Origin of the sequence: Paenibacillus sp. SORGH_AS_0306 (genome assembly GCF_030819345.1) — a bacterium.
In the GTDB taxonomy this organism is placed as follows: Bacteria; Bacillota; Bacilli; order Paenibacillales; family Paenibacillaceae; genus Saccharibacillus; species Saccharibacillus kyungheensis.
Genome location: NZ_JAUTBP010000001.1, coordinates 234,208 through 257,857 on the forward strand (window position 1 = coordinate 234,208; position 23,650 = coordinate 257,857).

At 40.5% G+C, this 23,650-nt stretch carries 19 protein-coding genes; 18 read left to right on the forward strand and 1 reads right to left on the reverse strand.

Translation table 11 applies throughout. The features are described 5' to 3' along the window. Window positions 1–121 precede the first annotated feature (121 nt). The 9 genes from QE450_RS01020 (at window position 122) to QE450_RS01060 (ending at window position 10,753) form a co-directional block, all read left to right on the forward strand. Entirely contained in the window at window positions 122–1,576 is a 1,455-nt protein-coding gene (locus tag QE450_RS01020; RefSeq protein WP_307296024.1) for an SWIM zinc finger family protein, read from the forward strand. A gap of 192 nt (window positions 1,577–1,768) precedes the next feature. Continuing rightward, complete coding sequence (locus QE450_RS01025; RefSeq protein ID WP_307296028.1) at window positions 1,769–3,673, forward strand: HEAT repeat domain-containing protein; 1,905 nt, start codon at window positions 1,769–1,771, stop codon at window positions 3,671–3,673. Beyond that, the gene (locus QE450_RS01030; protein WP_301261829.1) at window positions 3,673–4,773 is read left to right on the forward strand and encodes an AAA family ATPase; all 1,101 of its coding nucleotides are present in this window, start codon (window positions 3,673–3,675) and stop codon (window positions 4,771–4,773) included. Before QE450_RS01025 ends, QE450_RS01030 begins: the two co-directional genes overlap by 1 nt. Before the next feature lie 77 nt (window positions 4,774–4,850). Beyond that, entirely contained in the window at window positions 4,851–7,130 is a 2,280-nt protein-coding gene (locus tag QE450_RS01035) for a DUF5682 family protein (RefSeq protein ID WP_307302542.1), read from the forward strand. Window positions 7,131–7,132: 2 nt separating this feature from the next. Further along, on the forward strand, window positions 7,133–8,356 hold the full coding sequence (locus QE450_RS01040) for a VWA domain-containing protein (RefSeq protein ID WP_307296035.1): 1,224 nt from the start codon (window positions 7,133–7,135) through the stop codon (window positions 8,354–8,356). A gap of 79 nt (window positions 8,357–8,435) precedes the next feature. After that, window positions 8,436–8,981, forward strand: coding sequence for a histidine phosphatase family protein (locus QE450_RS01045; RefSeq protein ID WP_307296037.1), 546 nt, complete (start codon window positions 8,436–8,438; stop codon window positions 8,979–8,981). Window positions 8,982–9,065: 84 nt separating this feature from the next. Beyond that, a complete protein-coding gene (locus tag QE450_RS01050) occupies window positions 9,066–9,281 on the forward strand; it encodes a hypothetical protein (RefSeq protein WP_273615007.1) in 216 nt (71 codons plus the stop codon). 326 nt (window positions 9,282–9,607) lie between these two features. Further along, the gene (locus QE450_RS01055) at window positions 9,608–10,240 is read left to right on the forward strand and encodes an SLOG family protein (protein ID WP_273616235.1); all 633 of its coding nucleotides are present in this window, start codon (window positions 9,608–9,610) and stop codon (window positions 10,238–10,240) included. 39 nt (window positions 10,241–10,279) lie between these two features. Continuing rightward, on the forward strand, window positions 10,280–10,753 hold the full coding sequence (locus tag QE450_RS01060; protein WP_307296040.1) for a 2-thiouracil desulfurase family protein: 474 nt from the start codon (window positions 10,280–10,282) through the stop codon (window positions 10,751–10,753). A 353-nt stretch (window positions 10,754–11,106) separates the two neighbouring features. Here the strand turns inward: QE450_RS01060 and QE450_RS01065 are convergent, their stop codons facing one another. After that, entirely contained in the window at window positions 11,107–12,141 is a 1,035-nt protein-coding gene (locus QE450_RS01065; protein WP_307296043.1) for a cupin domain-containing protein, read from the reverse strand. A 365-nt stretch (window positions 12,142–12,506) separates the two neighbouring features. Between QE450_RS01065 and QE450_RS01070 the strand changes: the two genes are divergently transcribed. The 9 genes from QE450_RS01070 to QE450_RS01110 all read left to right on the forward strand — a co-directional run bounded on the left by QE450_RS01070 (window position 12,507) and on the right by QE450_RS01110 (window position 23,601). Continuing rightward, window positions 12,507–13,454: an ABC transporter permease gene (locus tag QE450_RS01070; protein WP_273615010.1), complete on the forward strand. Its 948-nt coding sequence runs from the start codon at window positions 12,507–12,509 to the stop codon at window positions 13,452–13,454. Between the two features lie 126 nt (window positions 13,455–13,580). Continuing rightward, entirely contained in the window at window positions 13,581–14,429 is an 849-nt protein-coding gene (gene opp4C / locus QE450_RS01075; RefSeq protein WP_301261967.1) for an oligopeptide ABC transporter permease, read from the forward strand. 27 nt (window positions 14,430–14,456) lie between these two features. After that, window positions 14,457–16,088, forward strand: coding sequence for an ABC transporter substrate-binding protein (locus QE450_RS01080; protein ID WP_307296048.1), 1,632 nt, complete (start codon window positions 14,457–14,459; stop codon window positions 16,086–16,088). A 224-nt stretch (window positions 16,089–16,312) separates the two neighbouring features. Next, window positions 16,313–18,733 (forward strand): nitrite reductase large subunit NirB, encoded by a 2,421-nt coding sequence (gene nirB, locus QE450_RS01085; RefSeq protein ID WP_307296050.1) that lies wholly within the window; start codon window positions 16,313–16,315, stop codon window positions 18,731–18,733. Between the two features lie 15 nt (window positions 18,734–18,748). Then, window positions 18,749–19,075 carry a nitrite reductase small subunit NirD gene (gene nirD, locus QE450_RS01090; RefSeq protein WP_307296051.1) on the forward strand — a complete coding sequence of 109 codons (327 nt, stop codon included), beginning with the start codon at window positions 18,749–18,751 and terminating at the stop codon, window positions 19,073–19,075. A 222-nt stretch (window positions 19,076–19,297) separates the two neighbouring features. Then, window positions 19,298–20,980: an alpha-keto acid decarboxylase family protein gene (locus tag QE450_RS01095; RefSeq protein WP_307296054.1), complete on the forward strand. Its 1,683-nt coding sequence runs from the start codon at window positions 19,298–19,300 to the stop codon at window positions 20,978–20,980. Between the two features lie 280 nt (window positions 20,981–21,260). Then, window positions 21,261–22,016 (forward strand): methionine ABC transporter ATP-binding protein, encoded by a 756-nt coding sequence (locus QE450_RS01100; protein WP_301261818.1) that lies wholly within the window; start codon window positions 21,261–21,263, stop codon window positions 22,014–22,016. Continuing rightward, a complete protein-coding gene (locus QE450_RS01105) occupies window positions 22,016–22,696 on the forward strand; it encodes a methionine ABC transporter permease (protein WP_307296059.1) in 681 nt (226 codons plus the stop codon). Before QE450_RS01100 ends, QE450_RS01105 begins: the two co-directional genes overlap by 1 nt. Window positions 22,697–22,740: 44 nt before the next feature. After that, window positions 22,741–23,601 carry a MetQ/NlpA family ABC transporter substrate-binding protein gene (locus tag QE450_RS01110; RefSeq protein WP_307296063.1) on the forward strand — a complete coding sequence of 287 codons (861 nt, stop codon included), beginning with the start codon at window positions 22,741–22,743 and terminating at the stop codon, window positions 23,599–23,601. Window positions 23,602–23,650: the final 49 nt, after the last annotated feature.

Genomic DNA, 23,650 nt, shown 5'->3' on the forward strand with positions numbered 1-23,650 from the left:
CCTCTTTAAAAATAGGAACAAATGTTCTATAATGAGATATATAATTCTGATAACAGGATATACTGAATATATTATAGAGACGTATACATCTTATATTTTTACTATTTAAAGGAGGATTTATATGGCTATTGAACTGACAGAGGGATATGTAGACGCACTTGCACCTAATGCGGCGGCAATTAAAAATGCTAAAGGATTAATTCAAAAAAATAAATTGGTACAACTTCATCAAACAGAGGATGGTACTTTACTGTTTGGAGAGTGCGCAGGTAGTGGCAAAAGCAATTACGCATGTTCTGTAGACTTTATACAAACAGACAAAGAACCAACTTCCAGATGTAGTTGTCCGAGTCGCCAATTTCCATGCAAACATGCTTTAGCGCTTATGTACGCTTACGTCTCAGGGCAGACATTTACAACCGCTACAATTCCGGAAGATATCGCAGATAAACGTGCCAAAATCGAAAAGCGGGAAGAAAAAGCTGCTGCTGTAGAAAGTGATCCTACACAGAAAAAGGCACCAAAAAAGAAAACAGTCAACAAAAATGCATTGAAAAAGAAAATCCAGACTCAATTAGAGGGATTGGATATTTTAGAAAAGTTCACCTTATCATTGATCCGCAACGGTCTAAGTACAGTCGATGCTACAGTCGTTAAGCGTATTCAAGAACACGTCAAACAAATGGGCAATTATTACCTCACCGGTGCGCAAGTCGAATTGCGTCGTCTGGCGGGACTGTTATCTCCGAAAAACAATCCTGAAGCGAACTATACATATGCAGTAGAACAATTAACGCTTATTCATGCGTTGATTCGTAAAGGCAGGGCTCATTTACAGTCGAAGCTGGAAGACCCAGAGTTGGCTTTGGATGCGGAGTCTACGATTGAAGAATGGTTAGGGCATGCATGGCAACTTAGCGAATTGGAACAATATCAGCGTATGACAGAGAACGCAGAATTAATTCAATTAGCATTTACGAGCTATGATGATCCGGGAAGAATGGAATTTGTTGATCTGGGGTACTGGTTGGAATTAGGCAGTCAACAAATCCGCCGAACGTTGCAATATCGACCTTACAAAGCAGCCAAGCATATTCGGGAAGAAGATACATTTACTGAAATTGCTTGTCCGAAGCCTCTTTATGTGTATCCAGGGGATCTTAATCCGCGTGTCCGTTGGGAAAGTCTAACGACCCGAGCGGTGACCGAGCAAGATGTGCAGTCTATTCATGCACAAGCTTATCGTTCATTTGCAGAAGGAATCAAAGTGATCAAAAATCAACTGAAAAATCCACTGGCTGATCCGTATCCAGCACTTTTGCTTCAAGTCAGTCAATTTTATCAAAGTGATGATCAACGATTGGTGATTCAAGATGCTGAAGGACAAACGATAGGACTTACCGATATTTCGCTACCGATTGGTACCAGTACAGGATTACTTCCTTACTTACCACAAGAAACGTTGCAAAATGTGACGGTGCTGTTGGTATTTGAACATCAGATGGATACAGGTCAATTAATCGCTCAACCACTTTCTATTATTAATGGGAATGGAATTATGCGCTTGTTATATTAATAAACCAGTAGATGGCTAGAAGAAAGTTATATGGAGTACATCGCTACTAGAGGAATTGTATCGAGAAATCTATTCGGCTATTGTTGATTGGCAGTAGAAACACTGAAATATATGATTCAACAACTGTAAAGTTCATCATCCCATGTAGCAAAAAGTGTAAAAGCACCTATAGATTGTTAGGAGGGTATACGTATGAGTACAGCTTTATTACAAGAATTGTATCAAGAAACGAGACGACTCTATATTGCAGGCAGTGAATTAGCTGTAGAAGATATACGCTTACGCAAATTGTTACCTCGATTTCAACAGTTAGGCGAGAAAGCACCTATTTTTAAGCGTCTTGGAGATCAGATCGAAAGTATAATGGATCAGAATAATGATGTTAGTAGTGCTGAACGTTTGCAGAATCTTACTTTGTTGTTATCGTCTGTGCTTCATACTCAAGGCAGTGTAACGGTTGAAGGTGATCTGAAGCCTTTAGGAGTGAATCATCCACAAGATGTAAGTCTAAGTTCACCTACAACCTATTCTTATCGCAAGTTAGCTCCTGTCGTACAAGCGTTGTCTACCACAGGTGGCGGACGTCTTGAAATGATTGATCATGCATTCAAAGAAGGAATATTTCAAGATATTCGACTAATGCCACTTGCTATACAAGGATTGTATGATGCGTATTCAGAAATCGCAGAACTGATGACCTATAAGATAGTTCCTTCTTATGGATTAGCGATTCTTCCGTATTTGCGGGATATTTTCAATCCTCAAGGAGACAAAAAAGAAGTACGTAAGCTCACAGCGATTCATACTATTGCCCAAGAGCACCAATTGGATCTACTGGATTGGTATGGCGAACTATCTCGATCTGCATCGGATGATATTCGAGCAACAGCGATTCGCTTTTTATCCGGGCATGAACAGTATGTACCGGAATGTATAGCATGGACCAAAGAGAAAAAGAAAACAGTGCGTGCATCTGCTTATTATGCACTTGCTGGCAGTGACTCTAGCGAAGCGATAGCCTGTCTTTTGACAGCATCAGCAGGTAAAGATTTGGAATATGTTGTAGAGGCTGTTCGTTATCAAGAGGTATCCACAGACTTGGAAGCACAGTTGGCGACTGTTTTTGCCAGCGATGTAGAGCAAGTTATTCAGTCAGAACATCAAGAATCTGTAGAGTGCAAAGCAATCGAAAAGATAGCAGAACGCTTACTATTATTCGGTAAAATGTGGACGCATAGTCAAAATGAAACGGTTCATCAAAGTTATCAGGATATGTTGCAACATTATACGTATTTGTACAATCTTAGTGCTTCTCATCAGATTACAGATTGGCGTAATCTATTATGGGATGCGGCTCGTTATATCGAACATGTAGGCACTTCCAAAGACTTGGAATTATTATATGAAGTGTCTGAAAAAGATGCTGATTTTGTTCCATCTGCTTTCCGTTTATCGCTACAGATGTTGTCTCCAAAACAAGTATACGATCATTATATTGGCGGTATGGTAGCTCAAATGAAAGCCAAAATTAATAAAGAAGCCAAAAAACGCCTTGGCAAAGTGATAGCGACGATGAGACCGATGTTAATCGAAAATGCATATGAAAGTGTCTCATTAGGGCATCAAGAACAACATGTGTATACGCAAAAGATTTTGCCATTAGCTGAAGTAGAACAAAAATGGGACAAGCGTTGGTTGGAATTTGCGATGAAGCAAGATGATGTTGAACTGGTAGCCGCTCTGGCTCGCCCGGGTGTTGCAGGAGTAGAAGAATTTTTACGCCAAAAATTGCAGGACAATCCAGAGTTTCGTAATCGTACAGCTACATTGATTTTACGTGCTCTTGAAGAACGTCTGGGTATCTCCAAAGAAGATAAACGCCAACTGATGTGGCAGGCTATCGACGATCGTCGTAATTCCAATTCATATATGTTTGAACCGTATATTATTCATTCTTTTTTAGAATTTCCTGTTGAAGATATAGAGCGATTAGAGGCTTTGTTACCAGAAAATCGAGAAGCAACGATTCCCAAGTTTAGAGGGTATGCAGCAGAACAATTAGAGTTCGTAGTCCACACATTGAAAGGGATGAAATAATGAGTACACCTGAATCTTTACAAGATACGATGAGACAGTCGGCAGAATTATTGTATGCGCACGAGTTAGAAGCGTTACGTCAACATGATAGTGGCAAAGTTCCGGCAGGCTGGCAGATGTCACCGCAATCTGTACTGACATTTATTACAGGTGGAAAAGCAGGCAAAGTAACAATCACACCTAAATATATCGGTAATCGGCGCTTGGTCGAAATGGCGATTGCTACATTAGTAACTGACCGTGCGCTATTGTTAATCGGTGAACCAGGAACAGCCAAGTCATGGTTATCTGAAAATTTGGCGGCAGCTATCTACGGTCATTCTAATCTGGTTGTACAAGGAACGGCTGGAACCAGTGAAGAACATGTACGTTATTCATGGAACTACGCGATGTTGCTTGCTAATGGCCCGACACCAGAAGCATTGGTACAAAGTCCGATTATGCGTGCGATGGAACTAGGTGGTATAGCTCGATTTGAAGAAATATCGCGTTGCGCTTCAGAAGTGCAAGATGCATTGATATCGATTTTGTCTGAAAAAACAATCTCGGTACCCGAATTAGGTAAAGAAATGAATGCTCGCAAAGGGTTCTCGATTATTGCAACAGCGAATACACGAGATCGTGGAGTCAATGAAATGTCAGCCGCTCTCAAGCGACGTTTTAATATTATTGTGTTACCTGCTCCATCTAGTCTGGAGACGGAGATCGATATCGTACGCAAACGTGTAGGCGAAATTGCTTCTGCTTACGATCTTCAAGCCGCTGTACCGGCAGATGAAGCATTGCTTAAAGTCGTGACCATATTCCGCGAATTACGCAGTGGAATGACACTGGATCGCAAAGATAAATTAAAATCGCCAGCAGGGGTTATTTCTACCGCAGAAGCGATCTCATTATTAACGAATAGTATGGCTTTAGCAGCAAGCTTTGGTAGCGGTGAATTGACCGATGAAGATTTAGCCGCAGGATTGCAAGGTGCTATCGTCAAAGACGATGATAAAGATCGGATTGTCTGGAAAGAGTATCTGGATAATGTAATGAAAAAGCGGGGAGAGCAGTGGCGTGGTCTGTATCAAGCTTGTAAGGAGATGAACGAGTGAGTAGCCAGCTTGAGCTTGGTATCGGTGTGCATATTTTCGGAGTGCGTCACCTTTCCCCGGGCGGCTCCAAGCATCTAATGGACGATCTGAATCGGATCAAGCCCAAAATCGTTTTGATTGAAGGGCCTTCTGATGCTACATCAGAGATTCAACATATTACACAGCGCAAAACAAAGCCACCGATCGCAATTCTTGCTTTTACAGAAGAATTGCCTGTACGAACAGCACTATGGCCGTTAGCTTCCTATTCTCCTGAATATCAAGCGATGAAATGGGCAGCAGATCACAAAGCACAATCGCTATTTATTGATTTGCCTTCGTCAGTTATGATCGCTCTGCAAGATGTACGTCGACTTGAACGACAGCAACAGATAGAATCTCCACCTGTACCAGATCCAGAGCAGACGGTTCCTCAAGCAGAAGTGTTGCCAGAGTCGGTACATGAATCGCTGTATGATCGGATCGCTCAATTAGCTGGTGAAGATGATTATGATATGTATTGGGAACGGAATTATGAACATAATCTCAATGAACATGCGTATCGGCAAACGATATTACAGTTTTCAGAGCAGATGCGTCAATTAACAGAAGCAGAAGAAAAAGACTCTTTTACCAATGAATATGCTTATAATGCTATTCGTGAAGCGTATATGCGCAGACAGATCAAGCAAGCGCTAGAAAGTGGATATCAACCACACGAGATTATGGTGGTCTGTGGTGCGTATCATGCAGCTGCATTAAGTGATCTATCGGATACGATGACAGATCAAGAATTACAGAGTCTTCCGGTCTCTTCAACCAAGCTAACGTTAATGCCGTATTCTTATTATAAGTTGTCGTCCATGTCTGGATATGGCGCTGGCAACCATGCCCCTCATTATTATGAAATGATGTGGCAACAGATGAACCGAGGAGCATTGGAAGAATTACCTCATCTGTATTTATCTTCTGTGGCTCGCTTATTGCGTCAGTCAGGTACTCATCGTTCGACTGCGGAAGTTATTGAAGCCGTACGGATGGCGCAATCTCTATCTGCTCTGCATGGTGGTCATATTCCAGTCTTACGTGATCTGCAAGATGCAGCGCAGACATTACTCGGACATGGTGATCTAACAGTCATTGCCGAGTCGTTAGCACAGATCAATGTAGGAACAACGATCGGACAATTAGCTGAAGGGGTCAGTCAGACTCCGATTCAAGATGATCTTAATCGCTTGTTACATCAATTAAAGTTAACAAAATACAAAACAACAATTGCTCAAGATTTGATGCTTGATTTGCGTGAAAATCGACGTGTTCAATCCAAAGAAGCGGCTTTTCTAGATCTACATCGTTCCTTTTTATTTCACCGTTTGCGTTTGTTAAATATTCAGTTTGTACATCAGCAACAGACCGGGCAAGATCAAGCTACATGGGCAGAACGATGGGTAATACAATGGTCGCCTGAAGTAGAAATTCAAGTAGTAGAATCGACTTTACTTGGAGAAACGGTCGAAATTGCGGCGGCTTATGTTTTACAGCAAAAGTTAGATCGTTGTTCTACGATTGCCGAAGCCTCTGACCTGATCTTAATTGCTTGTGAGAGTGGAATGGTCTCGCAGTTAGAAAATGGTCGTCAGACCTTACAACGATTAGCTGTCGATAATCAAGATGTGATACAGATTACGTTGGCGGCAAGAAGCTTATCCAAAATTATTCAGTATGGTGATATCCGTCGTATAGATACAACACCTTTGATTCCATTGCTAGAACAGTTATTTACGCGTGCTTCTTTATTTCTGGTGAGTAGTTGTCAATGTAATGATGATGTAGCGCATGAAATGATGAAGTCAATCAGTGAATTGCATACGATTGGACTTGATCATATTGAGCAATTGGATTATGAGCTGTGGTTACAACAACTGACAGAAGTGATGGAACGAGACGATCTAAATGCTAAACTATCTGGATTTGCTTGTTCTCTGTTAATTGAGCGTAATCAGGTATCTGCTACCCAATTAGCTGCTGAAGTCTCACGCCGACTATCTCCTGGTGTCCCTGCTGATCTGGGAGCAGGTTGGTTTGAAGGATTATCCAGTCGTAATCGTTATATGTTATTATCGCGTGCCAGCTTATGGGAACAGTTACATCAATATATCGAATCGTTAGAAGATGATGATTTTATACGTGCACTGGTCTTTTTAAGACGTGCTTTCAGTACTTTTTCGCCGTCAGAAAAAAATATGATTGCTGAGTTATTAGGAGAATTATGGGGCGTGAATGCCGAACAAGCTGCTGAAATTCTGACCGAAGAATTGAAGGAGGAAGAAGCCAAAATGATCGATGACCTGAATGATTTTGAGTTCGAGGACTTTTGACGATGACTCCTACTCATGATGAACAGAAAAGATTGTCCCGTTGGCGATTGATTCTAGGAGCTGAAGCAGAGCAACAGTTAGAACGTCAGACTTCTAGCGGAATCGAAGGAATAACACTAACAGAAGAAGAGCTGATTATGGATCAAGCATTAGCAGCCATTTATGATGATACTTCAGGTCAGGAAGCGCAGTCAGGTAACAACCGAAATGGTGGAAAAGGAGCAGGTAAAGGCCCCTCTTCACCGACATTAACACGCTGGCTGGGAGATGTACGTACTTTTTTTCCAGAAGATGTTGTATCTATTATTCAAAATGATGCGATGGAACGTAAAGGGTGGAAGCAGCTATTATTTGAACCGGAAGTGTTAGCACAGGTCAAACCTGATATTACGCTTGTCGGCACTCTTATGGCACTCAAAGGCAAAATTCCAGAGAAAACCAAAGAAACGGCACGTTTACTTATTCAATCGGTAGTGGATGATTTGGTCAAACGATTGGAACAAGATATGCGCCGTGCAGTAACAGGAGCGCTAAATCGTAGGCAACATTCTCCTTTGCCTTCATTAAGCGGAATCGATTGGAAGCGAACAATTCAACGTAACCTCAAGCATTATAATCAGGAGCGTCGTCAGATTATTCCTGAAAAGTTTTATTATTTTGATCGAGCACGTCGTAGTCACGAATGGAAAGTGATTATTGATATTGATCAGAGTGGATCTATGGCAGATTCGATTATTTGGGCTTCAGTAACCGCTTCTATTTTTGCTAGTATGCCTGCTCTGGATACAAGAGTAGTCGCTTTTGACACCAGTGTTGTTGATCTCACTGAACAATGCAACAATGATCCGGTAGATATGTTGTTCGGGATACAGCTAGGTGGAGGAACCAATATTGATAAGTCTGTTGCTTATTGTGAACAATTTATCGAAGAGCCCAAAAAGACATTGTTTATTTTGATCTCTGATCTATATGAAGGTGGTAGTCAGGCACGTTTGATTCGCCGTATGCGTGAACTGAAAGAAGCAGGGGTCAAAACATTATGTCTATTAGCTTTATCAGATGAAGGGAAACCTTTTTATGATAAGCAATTAGCACAAAAATTTACCCGTGATGGTACGCCGAGCTTTGCTTGTACACCAGCACTACTCCCTGCACTGGTTGAAGGTGCTCTTAAAGGTCAAGATTTGAGTGATCTAGTGAAACGTTTGGGGATTGCTATCGACTAATATACAGCTTGATTTTGATGCATATATATTTACAACTGGTATAGAGCAAAGATTAAGCAAAATCAGGGAGTTGTGATCAATGAAGTCTATTTTTCTTATTCGTCATTGTCAGGCAGAAGGGCAAGCACCTGATGCACAGTTAACTACGCTCGGACAAGAACAGTCGATGTATATAGCTGATTTTTTAAATGATTTTTCGATCGATTATATTGTATCTAGCCCTTATGAACGAGCTTATCGCACGATCGAACCGCTTGCTAGTAGAAGATCATTATCAATTCATACAGATATTGATCTGCAAGAACGAGTATTGTCTCAAGAAAATCTACCCGATTGGTTAGAAAAGCTTAGATTAACATTTGATGATCTGGATCTGCGTTATACCGGTGGGGAATCGAGCCGGCAAGCGATGGATCGAGGGATAGCTGTACTTGATAAAGCGATACGTATTGATGCAAAGCAGATTGCAGTGGTCTCGCATGGTAATTTGATCTCCCTATTGCTTAAACATTATGATGAGCAGATCCAATTTGAACACTGGCAAGCTTTGTCTAATCCTGATGTGTATCAATTGGTATTTGATGATGAATATCAGTTGATTCGTATGCAACGGATCTGGCAATAAATGAAGAGTTCAACAGCATCAAAAGATAAAGTATTCGTGGAGTTGAACCATCCCTTATGCTATGATGAGACTGAGGTGAACACAATGAGTACAGAACAAGAACATAACGAAGTAACAGAAGAATCCAAGCAAGCACAAAAAGTCAGCCAGGCTGAAGCAGCAAAACGTTTGTTGGCGATGAAAAAGCAAGCCAACCAACCAGGTAAAGGTTCTAATAATGGATTTGACGGCGGCGGTAAAAAGATGAAAAGCCAGATGACCAAAAAAGTAAATAACCAACGTAAGAAAATGGGAACCTAAGCACAGATTTATACCAGTGCTACCCGATGCAATTACCAAAGCTGTATAACCAAAACAATCTTATCTCTTGAAGTAAACCTATTCAGTCGATACTGAGTAGGTTTATTTTTTGTATCTATTTTGTATATCTGTTTTATATGTAAGGTAGTTATCCGCATCATTGGAAATAGTGTGATACGAATCGTATTGTTACTACAGCCAGTTAATGCTTCTAGTGATCGCTACAAACTACTGATTCTTCTATTTAAAAGGGATCGGTTTTTGCTTTATTTCGCTTCATGTTATGATGGAAGAAGAGCATGAACAGAAGCGGAGGACAGCAAGGCATGAAGAATTTACTGGTAACCGGTTATCGTGCGCATGAGCTGAATATTTTTGGACAAAAGCATGAAGGTATTCCTTTTATTCAGCAAGCATTGCGTAGCAAATTAATTCCACTGATCGAAGAAGGATTGGAATGGGTGATTACACCGGGGCAGTATGGTGTAGATTTGTGGGCATGTGAAGTGGTGATTGCACTCAAAGAACAATATCCTCAATTACGATTATCGATTATTTCAGCATTTGCCAATCCAGAAGAAAAGTGGAGTGAAGATAAAAAGACCTATTATGAAGAGATTTGTAAAGGGGTCGACTATTATGGTCTGGTGAGCAAGCAGCCCTATCAAGGAATCTGGCAATTTACTGCTCGGGATGATTTGTTATTTCGCAAAACAGATGGTATTTTGTTAGTTTATGATGAAGATGGAGGCGAGGGCAGCCCTCGATTTTTCAAAGAAAAAGCGTTAAAAAAACAGCAGTCTGATGGATATGTATATATCAGTATAAGTTCGGAAGATATTCAAAGTATCGCAGATGAACAGCAACTTGATCAGCAATTGGAAGAATCGTTTACAGAATCGCCGACTGATATGATCGATGCAACCAATCCGAATATTGATCCTTTTGAAGAGATTTGACCGATTCGGAAAAAAGTAGGTAAAAAGGAGGAGTGAAGCATGATTGGTATTAGCGCGTGTCTGACAGGTGTTGCCTGTAGATATGATGGAAGAAGCAACCTCGTACAACCGTTAGATCAACTGATTCAGCAAGGCAAAGCAGTAGCTTTTTGCCCTGAAGTGTTAGGTGGTCTGACTACACCACGCGAACCAGCAGAGATTGTAGGGGGAACAGCCGAAGATGTCTGGTTAGGTAACGCAAAAGTGATCACGATTTCAGGCGAAGATGTAACCCAATCGTTTCAAGCAGGCGCAAAAAGAGCATTGGAACAAGCGCAACAAGCAAAAATTACTGTTGCAGTGCTAAAAGCCAATAGCCCTTCGTGTGGAAGTCAGATGGTCTATGACGGTACATTTAGCGGTAATAAAATCATTGGTTCCGGTCTAACCGCAGCTCTTTTTCGGCAAAACAATATTCAAGTAGTCGATGAGCATACCTGTGATTTTCTGCTCGAAGAATATAAGCTACTGTAGTCTTGCTTCAGTAAAACAAGATTAGATCACCAAAGATATGATGAACAACCCTATCTTGTAATATAAAAAAAGATCATGTTATACACTCTACGCTAGATACCATTATTGGATCTCTTCATGTAGGTTAGGGTGTATTCACATGATCTTTTTTATCAAAATAGTATACGTGCAGTCGCTTTTGAACAAATGAAATTGATCATTAGCTAGATATTCATTTTCAGTAGATATCCATAAGTAAGTCTCAATACATGGTATCGATCAGCTTATTTCTATACACCGCATAAATATCCACATGTAAGGATCTATATAGTAAAACAGTGTCAGTTGTAGAGGTAGAAAGTGATAATGATCGATTACTGTAAAGGAGCAGGAGCGATAAACCAGTGGCGTTGCGGCAATTGGCTTACTTGTTCACGATTGATTTCCAGATTCGTTGCTAGCACATCATCCGGTGTACTAGAGATCCATTTGGTCAGATCTATCGTCTCGTGTTGTCCATTGTTGAATCCGACTAAGATTCGGCAGACTTCTGTTCCATTATTGTAAATATAGTGCCCTGCACCTTCAGGTACATAACCTACATCGCCTGCTTCAAATTGATCTTCGGTCAGTTCTCCTTTTCCTAGAAAAACAGCCATTCGTGCTGTGCCACTTATATAATATTGCCATTCATCGGTATTGGGATGCCAGTGCATTTCTCGTAAAGCGCCCGGTTGAATCTCGATAATAGCGCCTGTCATATTTGTAGAAATAGGGAATAGACGTGCCGAAGCTACCCGTTCTGTACCTCCACCGGGAACACGCTTAGGATCTTGAGCCATAAGTGGATAGCGATGCGTACTGGTAAGCCCTGTTGTACTACGTGCTGTAGCATCCAGAGTCGAATCATCCGGTACAGGTCCAGAGGCAAAATAAGACTCTTGTGTCGGTAATTGCTGTGCTTCTGCAATCGAAATGCCCAAATTTTGAGCAACCAACTCGATAGGAGTCTGCGCAATAAAGTCTGTAATACTAAAGGTATGTTTTTCGGTAAACGTACCATTGTTCATAATCTGTATAATATGACATTCGTCTGTTCCAATCCCTTGAATCGAATGCCCATACCCTTTGGGAAAATACCATACATCTCCACTGTTAAAATTATCTATGTACGTTGTGCCATCAGGATGCAAAACTGTTGTGCGACAACTTCCGCTGACTACATATCCCCATTCCGAAGCATTGGTGTGCCAGTGTAATTCCCGTAATGTTCCTGGCGCTAGTCGCAACGATACACCTGTCATTGCTGTAGATACAGGAAATTCGGTCACCGAGACTTCGCGCATTGTACCACCGCTATGTTTATAAGCTGTTTGTTGTTCAAGCCTGTATTTGAATGTTTTTGTCATGATAACCCTCCATTGCTTATATGATTCATTTGCTAAGTTAATTTGTATTTTGTCATAGCCACTCTTTTTTGCCCATGGAACTATAAGCCCATCTCTAGCTCCAAATAGACGATTTCCTCTCCAAACCAACCTATTCTAATGACCAATTTGATAAAAAGATGATATGTTAGGCAAATGAACTACTGTTCGAACTCTTCTATATTCCGATTGAAAATATCTATAAGTAAAACAGTTGATAGATCATAGTTAACAAGGTATGATTTGGCAACAACTTAATTCTGACTTAACTAATCAGATTTATTGGTATTAAAAAATAATAGTCATTATACGTCCTGAATAGAGCCCTAATAGAAAGGAAGGGAGACATGCTGTATTACGTGATTCGTAGACTCGGTATTGCGATTCCTGTACTGCTGGGCATTACAATTTTGAATTTTATTATTATCAATCTTGCACCAGGTAATCCAGCAGAGTTGTTACTTGATCCGAATACCAGTCAGGCGATGATTGATGCGAAAAAAGAGCGATTAGGATTAGATCAACCTTTTTATATTCAATATTGGATATGGCTGGTGAGCCTTCTGCAAGGCAATATGGGATATTCGTATAGTTCATTTGCACCTGTATCTCAATTGATTAGCGAGCGTATTGGCCCTACATTGTTACTTACTTTTGTTTCTTTGATTGTGAGTATTATGATTTCAATTCCAATCGGCATTTTTAGCGCCGTGAAGCGCAATAGTCGTTGGGATTACATCATTACAGGTTTGGCTTTTGTAGGCACATCATTACCGCAATTTTTTTTAGGATTAGCGCTTATTTATTGGTTTGCTTTGAAGTTACAATGGCTACCTACAGGAGGGATTGAACCATTAGAAGGAGGAGATTTGACACAAAGAGTCATACATATGATTCTGCCTGTAACTGTGTTATCCGTAGCGATTATAGGCAAAAAAGTACGATATGTTCGTGCCAGTATGTTAGATGTGCTCAAACAAGATTATTTGCAGACTGCACGAGCAAAAGGGTTATCCGGTTATATTGTGATCTATCGTCATGCGCTTCGTAATGCACTGATCCCGATCATTACGGTTTTTGGTATGGAAGTTCCATTGTTATTGGGAGGCAGTGTAATTGTAGAGCAAGTTTTTCAGTGGCCGGGGATTGGACAGTTAACGATCCAGTCAGTTTTATCACGCGACTATCCTGTCATTATGGGCTTGAATTTGGTCGCTGCATTGATTGTATTGATCGTGAATCTATTTACTGATTTGTTATATCGTTGGGTCGATCCTCGTGTGCAGTATGAATAACGTATAGAGAACATATAACATGGGCAAGATAGAACACAGGTATAGGAAGGAGGAGAACTATTGTTTCTCTGGCAAAAAGGGCTAAAGGCAGAAGGAGAGCGCTTCAAAGCCTATTGGAAAGAGTCGATGCAACCGGGAAATGAAAGGTATAGTGTACAGATTTGGTATCGATTTGCTCAACACAAATTAGCGTTGTTAGGTCTACTGGTTACGTTGCTGTTAATCATCATTAGTATCATCGCTCCGTGGATAGCTCCTTATAATCCCAGTCTAGTCATGGATCAATTCTCTGCTCCCCCTTCAGCTAACCACTGGTTAGGCACAGATCAGGTTGGTAGAGATGTGCTCAGCCGCTTAATTTATGCTACTCGCATATCAATGATTGTTGGATTTGGAGCTGTGGCAATCTATGTGACGATTGGAACAGTGATAGGCTTAGTCGCAGGTTATTTTGGGGGTTGGATCGATATGATTGTGATGCGGGTAACAGATGTCGTCATGTCTTTTCCATATCTAATTATTATTCTGGTCGTTGTAAGTGTACTCGGTTCAGGATTAGGAACCATTGTATTAGTACTCTCCTTGTTCTCATGGCCTACTGTTGCAAGATTGGTTAGAGGCAGTGTAATGACTATTCGGCATCTGGATTATATACAAGCAAGTATCGTAATGGGGATGGGCAAAACACGTATTTTGTTCCGGCAAATTTTACCCAATACATTGGGACCTATTATTGTAAATGCCACATTTGGTGTAGCTGGAGCTATTTTGAGTGAGGCAGGACTTAGCTTTCTAGGCATGGGAATTCAGCCGCCGATTCCTAGTTGGGGCAATATGTTAACCGATGCACAGTCATTCAGCTTGCTGACTGATCAACCGTGGTTATGGTTGCCCGCAGGCATTATGTTATTGATTACTGTATTGGCGATTAACTTTGTTGGTGATGGATTACGCGATGCTTTTGATCCTAAATAATATACAGTCTAACAAGGAGGATGGGTTATGAAAATGAGATACCGCGCTACATTAGCTACAATGATCGTTGCTGTACTATTGGTGCTATCTGCATGTGGAGCAACAAATAACAGCACCCAAATCGCTTCTACCCAAGGAGCTACAGCCGCTTCAGAGGGCGGTAAAACAGTCACTATTGGTATCGTCAATTCACCTGTAACGCTTAACCAGATCAACGATCAGGGGGATTCAGCTTCAACGACAATTCAGCATTTGATCAATGATTCTTTATTAGACGTAGATGATCAATTAAAATTCACCCCCAAATTAGCAGATTCAATCGATACAACAGATCATCAAAATTATACCGTTCATTTGAATAAAGATGCAAAATGGAGCGATGGACAACCTTTTACGACCAAAGATGTAGAGTTCACCTTATTAACAGCGCTTAATCCGCAAGTCGAAACGACACTACGTCTCTTTTTTATCGAAGGCTTAGATGATACGGGTAAATTAAAAGAAGGTCAGAACAAGATCACAGGCTTAACGATTGTCGATGATCATACCTTCAAAATTAAAACCAAAGCACCGATTGATCCTGATATCTTTAATGAAAGTTTTGCTTCCAAAATTTACTTTTTACCTGAACATATTCTCAAAGATGTAGCGCCTGATCAGCTAGCTACGAATGAATATTTTCAAAAGCCAGAAGTAACTATAGGTCCTTTCAAATTTGCCAAATTCCTCAAAGATCAATATTTCCAAGTGGTCAAAAACGATCAATATTATCGTTCAGTTCCTAAGCTAGATCAGATTTTTGTAAAAGTATTACCTGCTACTAATTTGGTTGCTCAGTTGCAGACAGGTGAGATTCAGATGAACTCGCTACCTGTAGGACTGATTCCAATCACTGAATATGATAAAGTCAAAAGCTTACCGGATATCAATCTAACGTCCAGTCAGACGACAGAGCCGGTAGAAATCTTTTTCAATACCGGGACAATTCAGAATCCTAAAGTTCGTCAAGCGATAGCCTATGCGCTGAATCGGCAACAAATTGTTACACAGTTGCTTAAAGGACAAGCAGAATTAATCGATGGTTCGATTCCAAGTAGTAATCAATATGCGGCTACCGATATTCCTAAATACACCTATGACCCTGCCAAAGCACAAGCCTTGTTACAAGAAGCAGGATGGGATGCTAATCAGACGATTCGTTTTCTTGTGCCTGTTGGTAATAAAGTACGTGAGCAAGCAGCCGATATTTTGGAGCAGAATTTGGAAGCTGTAGGCATCAAAGTAGATATTCAAAAGTTCGATTTTCCAACATTGATGCAGAAAACAGACAGCAAAGATTATGATATAACTATCTTTACACGCGATTATTACGTAGACCCAAGCCGTTATTTTAATATGTTTGAATCCGATAATGCCAATAATATTGTTGGGTATAGAAATCCGAAGTTAGATCAATTATTAAAAGACGGTCGTGCAGAAGCAGACCCTGCCAAGCGCAAAATCATTTACCATCAAGTGCAAGAAATTCTACATGAAGATGTTCCTTCCCTTGGGGTATATTCGGAGAAACGTCTACAAGCTGTATCGAAAAAAGTGAAAGTGGGACAGCCACTGAATATAGGAATGTTTAATCATGTAAATGAATGGGATAGCCAATAAAATAAATTAGAAAGAGCTACTGATTTTGATCAGTAGCTCTTTTTGTGCTTTATGTTGATTTTTACAAAGTCACAATGTAGTGATTTGGATCACTACATGTACTCGATAAGATCAATATACTGAATATAATTAATAAATTTTAGATATTAAAGATTGTTTTATATATAACATACTCATGGCACAAATCACATACAGGTACGCATTCAAAAAAGGGGGATTTTGATATGACAGCAACAAGAGAACGACTGATTCTAATTGGTAACGGGATGGCAGGGGTTGCCACGTTAGAACAAATTATCAAATTAGGCGGGCAATACGATATTACGGTATTCGGTAGCGAGCCACATCCAAACTACAATCGGATCATGTTGTCTTATGTACTGGAAGGCACACAGACGATTGACGATATTATTTTGAATAGTCATGAATGGTATGAGCAAAATCAAATCACATTGCACACAGGTACAACAGTCACTCGGATTGATGCTGAGCAACAACTGATCTATACCGATAATGGCATGACAGTTCCTTATGACAAAGTGATTATCGCAACAGGATCACAATCGTTTATTTTGCCTATACCGGGTCATGATAAGCAAGGGGTTGTCGGTTTCCGTGATATTGCGGATTGTCATCAAATGATCGATGCCGCGGCACATTACCCGCAAGCCGCAGTGATTGGTGGAGGATTGTTAGGCTTAGAAGCAGCTAAAGGATTGGTTAGTCTAGGAATGGATGTTACTGTTGTTCATTTGATGGATGATCTGATGGAACGTCAACTCGATTCTGTAGCCGCATCGATGTTACGCAAAGAATTAGAACGTCAAGGAATCAAATTCCTGATGGGTACCCAGACTGTAGAGTTGCTAGGTGGAGAGCGAGTAGAACAATTATTGTTCAAAGATGGTACAACATTGCCTGCTCAATTCGTAGTGATGGCAGCTGGAATCAAGCCGAATATTGCTGTAGCTACACAAAGTGATATTAAGACAGGTCGGGGCATTATCGTTAATGACTATTTGCAGACATCGGTAGATCATATTTATGCGGTCGGTGAATGTGTACAACATAGAGAAAACTGTTATGGATTAGTTGCGCCTTTATTTGAACAAGGTATGATTTTGGCGAAACATTTATGTGGTATCGATATCCAGCCGTATGAAGGTTCTGTCGTATCAACCAAGCTCAAAATTTCAGGTGTCGATGTATTTTCCGCAGGCGTATTTATTGAAAATGAATACCAATCAGTGATTACAGCACGTGATGATTGGAAACGTACGTATAAAAAAATCATTTTAGAAGATCAGACGATTGTCGGTGCTGTTCTATTCGGCGATATTACAGATGCAGCTCCATTGCAAAAATTAATTCGTGATAGCGCACCGATGACCGATGAATTATATGCAGAATTGATGGGTACAGGCGGATGCGATCATAGCAAAAAGAAATCGTCTGTCGATACGATGGCAGATAGCGAAATTGTCTGTGGTTGTAACGGTGTAACTAAGCTTGATATTGTAAGTGCTATTCAAGAAAAAGGATTAACTACTGTCGATGAGATCAAAGCATGTACAGGAGCTAGTCGTTCATGTGGTGGTTGTAAGCCTGTTGTAGAACAGATTCTACAGTATATATTAGGTGATGGAGCGACTATTGGAGCCAGTCAAGGAATGTGTAGCTGTACACCGCTTAGTCGTGATGAAGTTGTAGCAGGTATCCAAGCAAAAGGCCTTAAAACGATCAAAGAAGTCATGAATGTACTGGAATGGAAACAACCTGAAGGCTGTTCAAAATGTCGTCCTGCGATCAACTACTATCTAGGTATGCTTGATCCAGAACAATATCAAGATGAGAAATCGTCCCGTTTTGTCAATGAACGGATGAACGCTAATATTCAAAAAGACGGTACGTATACAGTAGTTCCTCGTATGTATGGCGGAGTAACCACACCGGAAGAGTTAAAACGGATCGCAGATGTATCGGTCAAATACAATGTACAAGCAGTCAAAATGACCGGCGGACAACGGATCGACTTGATCGGTGTAGTCAAAGAAGATTTGCCTAAAGTGTGGGAAGAATTAGATATGCCTTCTGGTTACGCGTATGCCAAATCATTACGAACAGTCAAAACATGTGTAGGCGCTCAATATTGCCGCTTTGGTACACAGGATTCAATGGGTATGGGAGCAGATCTAGAACGTCGTTTTGAACGCTTGGATTTCCCTGCCAAATTCAAAATGGCAGTTAACGGTTGTCCTCGTAACTGTGCAGAATCATGTACCAAAGATATCGGTATTGTCGGCAATGATGGGGGCTGGGAAATCTTTATCGGTGGTAACGGAGGAATCAAAGCTCGTCTGGCAGATTCGTTATGCAAAGTCAAAACGGATCAAGAATTGATTGATCTATGCGGAGCGATTATTCAGTATTACCGCGAAACAGGTAAATATTTAGAAAGAACATCTGAATGGGTAGAGCGTATCGGCTTACCTACTATCTATGAAGCTGTAGTGAACAATGTAGAGAATCGCCAGCAATTAATCGAACGTGTGAATCTTGCGCTTGCTCAGGTGGAAGATCCGTGGCAAAAAGTGATTAACGATACTGCTACTCGTGAAGCTCTTTTTCATAAAATGGAAGTCTAAAGGAGAAAAAGTATAATGAATAACACGCACACATTTTATCCAATCGGCTCAATCGATCAATTTTTGCCACAGATCGGACGAGTTGTACAATTGCAACAGGTAGAGCTAGCGATTTTCCGTACCTCGAATGAAGAAGTATTTGCCCTTGAAAATAAAAGCCCCCATCCCAAAGGTGGGCCGATTGCAGAAGGAATCGTATCCGGGCATATCTTGTATGATCCGCTGTATGATTGGCAAATTGATCTACGAACAGGAAGTGTACAAGCACCGGACGAAGGACACGTAACAGTATTTCCTACCAAAGTAGAAGCAGGCAAAGTATGGGTGCAGTACTCCTATTAATGCGGTTATCAGCATATGAGTAACAAAAGAAGCCTCTAGCATATAGAGGCTTCTTTTTGGTGTCTTATTATAGGAAAAAAGAGAACTATCCAAAGAAATTATCAGAAAATGGAAGTCATTTTTTCAGAATAGGGTAATGTCTTTAGAGCAAGACTTAGAATATGACCAGAGTACAACGGCAAATTATGCGCAATCAATAGCAATACACAGGAGGAAAATATAATGTCAGTAACCAATATTACGTTAGGTCAATATATGTTAGATTGTCTCAAGCGCGAAGGATTAACCGAAGTGTTCGGTATCCCTGGTGACTATAATTTTACATTATTAGATACGTTAGAAGAATATGAAGGGCTTGAATTTATCACCGGACGCAATGAGTTAAATGCTGGATATGCCGCAGATAGTTACGCTAGAATCAAAGGTCTATCTGCACTGATTACTACATTCGGTGTCGGAGAAATGAGCGCATGTAATGCTATTGCTGGTGCTTACAGCGAAAGTGTACCAATTATCCATATTGTAGGTGCTCCCAAATCTCAAGCACAACAAGATCATCAATTGATGCATCATAGCTTACTGGATGGCAATTACGATGTGTTCCGTCAAGCATATGAGCCGATTACAGCGTATAATGCAGTCATCACACCGGAGAATGCAATGATCGAGATACCTCAAGCTATTCATACTGCGAAAACAACCAAGAAGCCGGTCTATCTAGTAGTTGCTTTGGATCATGTGTTAGAACCGATTACAACGCATATTGAGCCTTCTTTTCAAACATCGACTCATTCCAATTCACTTCAAGCAGCCATAAAGCATGCAGAGCAGTTAATCCAATCCTCTAACAATGGTGTTTTATTATCTGATAGCCCTGTTCTTCGTTACCGGTTGCAATTATCGGTACAACAAGTAGCAGAGAATCTGAATATACCTGCGGCTTCGATGATGATGGGGAAAAGTGGATTCGATGAACGGCATCCGCATTATATCGGTATGTATGGAGGCACATTCGGTAGTGAAGAAGTACGTAGTACGATAGAAAATGCAGATTTTGTAATTGCGGCAGGCTTAATCTGGTCAGACCTCAATACAGCCAATTTCACAGCTGAATTGGATTTCCCAAAAGTTATTAATATTCAACCGGATCAAGTCAAAATTGGCGAGTCTGTGTATCCTAATATTGTTGCAAAAGATATGCTAGAAGCGCTTGCTCAACTGGATTGGAGAAGTCAGACAGAGATTAATGTTACAGAATTTCCATATGATACAGAACAGTTATTATCTGCGGACAAAGACCAACCGTTACAAGCAGGCAATTACTACCCGCGTTTTCAACAGTTATTAGCGGCAAATGATATCGTAATTGCAGAGACGGGTACATTTACGTATGGGATTTCTCAGCTTCAATTGCCAGAAGGAGCAACGTATATCGGGCAAGCAGGCTGGCAAAGTATCGGTTATGCTACTCCAGCGGCGTTTGGTGCATGTATAGCAGCTCCTCAGCGCCGGGTGTTGTTATTTACAGGAGACGGTTCATTACAATTAACCGTTCAAGAGATCAGCTCAATGTTAGAACAAGGATGCAAACCGATTATTTTCGTTCTCAATAATAAAGGTTATACGATTGAAAAGTATCTGAATGTCAAAGTAGATATAGATAAGCAAGTGTACAATGATATTCCTAGATGGCACTATACCAAATTGATCGAAGCGTTCGGCGGAGATGCGTATACAATGCAAGTGCATACCAATCAACAACTAGATCAAGCGATTCAAGAAGCAGAACAACAACAGAATCAAAAGCTATGCTTGATTGAAATGATGATTGAAGATCCAATGGATGCACCGAAATATCTACGCAAAACGCGCGAATTTTTACAAAAACAAGAACAGCAACAATAATATCTAGAGTCACAACAAATGTCTCTAGCCATAAAATCTGTTCAATACAGCGATGCCAACATCTTCTCTATATATAGAGAGGATGTTTTTTTGTCTAAATAAAGCAGAATAGGAGAACAAATGAATATTTAATGATCTTATTGAGAAAAATAGTGACACAGCATATAACATTCCTTATAATATAGCAGAAGTATTGAGTATAACAGCTTCTCTATAGTTGTATTACACTTTGAATCAAAAGTTCTCATCGGACCGGCTATGAGATGAGGAGGGGACGACGATGATTTCGCTGGAAAGCGTGAGCAAATATTTTGGCAAGATGGGGAACAGTAATGCCGCAGTGCAAGAGGTGAGTCTGCATATCGAACGTGGAACGATTCATGGCATTATTGGAAGCAGTGGAGCAGGAAAATCTACATTGCTTCGTATGATGAATGTATTAGAACGTCCTGATCGAGGTGTAGTTACTGTGAACGGTAAGCGTTTAACTACAATGACAGATCATCAATTGCGCCTAGCCAGACAACAGATTGGTATGGTATTTCAGCAATTCAATCTGGTTCACAATCGAACCGTGAGCAAAAATATCGAAATTCCGCTTGAACTTGCTGGCGTACCGAAGTCGCAAAGGCAACAACGTGTGTACGAATGTCTGGAACTGGTAGGCTTATTAGATAAAGGCAGTGATTATCCTGCACAGCTCAGTGGCGGACAGAAACAGCGTGTCGGGATTGCCAGAGCGATTGCTAATCATCCGCAAGTGCTACTGTGTGATGAACCTACATCTGCGCTTGATCCCAAAACAACTTCCGGTATTCTGGATGTGCTCAGACAGATTAATCAACAATTAGGCGTAACGATAGTGATTGTCACCCATGAGATGGATGTGGTACGTAGTCTATGTGATACTGTGTCTGTGATGGAAAATGGGATCATCACCGAAAGCTTTTCACGTGCGCAAGATGGCTTTACAGCATCTCCTGCCTATACTTTATCTTATCGTGAGCAATTGCTCGGATATAAGGAGGGGAACTAATGGATCAAGATCGTACTTTTAGCGAAATGCTTGATCTATATCAATCGCAGATTTGGTCAGCGATCGGTGAAACGTTCTCTATGGTAGGCATTTCATTATTAGCCGCGGTACTGTTTGGTTTACCGTTAGGAACGATGTTGTATTTATGCAAAAAAGGGCAGTTATACGAAAATACGTATATGGCAGCCGTACTGAATACACTGGTCAATGTGATTCGTTCATTTCCATTTTTGCTACTGGTCGTGTTTTTGATTCCTTTTACACGTCTGGTGGTAGGCACAGCGATTGGAACAGAAGCGGCTTCTGTACCTTTATCAATTATAGCGATTGCTTATTATTCACGTTTAGTTGAACAGTCTTTGTTGGATGTACCACGAGGAGTTGTTGAATCTGCACAATCCATGGGTGCATCGAGATGGCAGATCATTTTCAAATTTTTATATGTAGAAGCACGATCAGGTCTGGTACTGGGACTGACCACTTCAACGATTAGCTTTATTTCATATTCTACTGTTGTCGGTATTGTTGGCGGTGGTGGGATTGGGGATTTTGCGATTCGTTACGGGTATCAGCGGTTTGAGACTGATGTGATGGTCTATATGATTATTTTGATGATTATTTTGGTACAGGCTGTACAGTTTGTAGGAAGTACGATTGCTAGAGTATTGGATAAACGCTAGATGATATTTGGATATTATATATGTAATGGAGGCTAACTTTAACTATGAACAACGTGTTAACGACTCGCAAATCAATCATGATCTTAATGTTCGCTATGATGCTTTTATTAGCAGCATGTGGTCAGAAGCAAGAAACAACAACGACATCTAACGATGCGGCTACAGCTACAGAAGGTACATCTACAGAAACGACACTCAAAATTGCAACTTTGATTCCACCAATGACTGAAATTTTGGATGTTGTCAAACCATTGCTTAAAGAAGATGGTATTAATCTTGATGTGATCGTATTGTCTGATAATATTCAGCCTAATGACGCTTTAGCTAATAAAGAAGTCGACGCTAATTTTTTCCAACATGCTCCTTACATGAAGCAATATAATGAAAGTAAAGGTGCAAATCTAGTCGCAATTCAACCTATTTATAATGCGATCTATGGTGCGTATTCGAAGAATTACAAAGACATTAACGCTTTACCTGAAGGAGCAACAATCGCGATAGCAAATGATCCTTCAAATATCGGTCGTTCATTACAGATGTTTGCTCAAGCGGGTATGATTACACTCAAAGACGGTGTTGGCATGAACGCAATTCAAGCCGATATTACATCCAATCCCAAAAACTTTAAATTCAAAGAAGTCGATCTATTGATGTTAGCACGTATGTATGATGAAGCAGACCTAGTCGCAATGACGCCTGCTTATGCGAAGCCTCTGAACTTGACGCCTGTCAAAGACGCATTGGTTACCGAGAAAGAAGATTCTACATTTGCAATTAATCTAGTAGCTCGTGAAGATAACAAAGATTCAGAAGCGATTCAGAAATTGAAAGCACATATGGCAGGGCCTGAAGTGAAGAAATTTTTGCAAGAGAAATATGCAGATATCGCTGTACCTGCTTTTTAAGCATATGTAGGAATGATTAAGATAACTAGAAAGAACCTGTATCGCTCTA

Coding starts and splice junctions, on each gene's coding strand:
- QE450_RS01020 (WP_307296024.1), top strand. CDS start 122: ATGGCTATTGAACTGACAGAGGGATATGTAGACGCACTTGCACCTAAT.
- QE450_RS01025 (WP_307296028.1), top strand. CDS start 1,769: ATGAGTACAGCTTTATTACAAGAATTGTATCAAGAAACGAGACGACTC.
- QE450_RS01030 (WP_301261829.1), top strand. CDS start 3,673: ATGAGTACACCTGAATCTTTACAAGATACGATGAGACAGTCGGCAGAA.
- QE450_RS01035 (WP_307302542.1), top strand. CDS start 4,851: ATGGACGATCTGAATCGGATCAAGCCCAAAATCGTTTTGATTGAAGGG.
- QE450_RS01040 (WP_307296035.1), top strand. CDS start 7,133: ATGACTCCTACTCATGATGAACAGAAAAGATTGTCCCGTTGGCGATTG.
- QE450_RS01045 (WP_307296037.1), top strand. CDS start 8,436: ATGAAGTCTATTTTTCTTATTCGTCATTGTCAGGCAGAAGGGCAAGCA.
- QE450_RS01050 (WP_273615007.1), top strand. CDS start 9,066: ATGAGTACAGAACAAGAACATAACGAAGTAACAGAAGAATCCAAGCAA.
- QE450_RS01055 (WP_273616235.1), top strand. CDS start 9,608: ATGAAGAATTTACTGGTAACCGGTTATCGTGCGCATGAGCTGAATATT.
- QE450_RS01060 (WP_307296040.1), top strand. CDS start 10,280: ATGATTGGTATTAGCGCGTGTCTGACAGGTGTTGCCTGTAGATATGAT.
- QE450_RS01065 (WP_307296043.1), bottom strand. CDS start 12,141: ATGACAAAAACATTCAAATACAGGCTTGAACAACAAACAGCTTATAAA.
- QE450_RS01070 (WP_273615010.1), top strand. CDS start 12,507: ATGCTGTATTACGTGATTCGTAGACTCGGTATTGCGATTCCTGTACTG.
- opp4C (WP_301261967.1), top strand. CDS start 13,581: ATGCAACCGGGAAATGAAAGGTATAGTGTACAGATTTGGTATCGATTT.
- QE450_RS01080 (WP_307296048.1), top strand. CDS start 14,457: ATGAAAATGAGATACCGCGCTACATTAGCTACAATGATCGTTGCTGTA.
- nirB (WP_307296050.1), top strand. CDS start 16,313: ATGACAGCAACAAGAGAACGACTGATTCTAATTGGTAACGGGATGGCA.
- nirD (WP_307296051.1), top strand. CDS start 18,749: ATGAATAACACGCACACATTTTATCCAATCGGCTCAATCGATCAATTT.
- QE450_RS01095 (WP_307296054.1), top strand. CDS start 19,298: ATGTCAGTAACCAATATTACGTTAGGTCAATATATGTTAGATTGTCTC.
- QE450_RS01100 (WP_301261818.1), top strand. CDS start 21,261: ATGATTTCGCTGGAAAGCGTGAGCAAATATTTTGGCAAGATGGGGAAC.
- QE450_RS01105 (WP_307296059.1), top strand. CDS start 22,016: ATGGATCAAGATCGTACTTTTAGCGAAATGCTTGATCTATATCAATCG.
- QE450_RS01110 (WP_307296063.1), top strand. CDS start 22,741: ATGAACAACGTGTTAACGACTCGCAAATCAATCATGATCTTAATGTTC.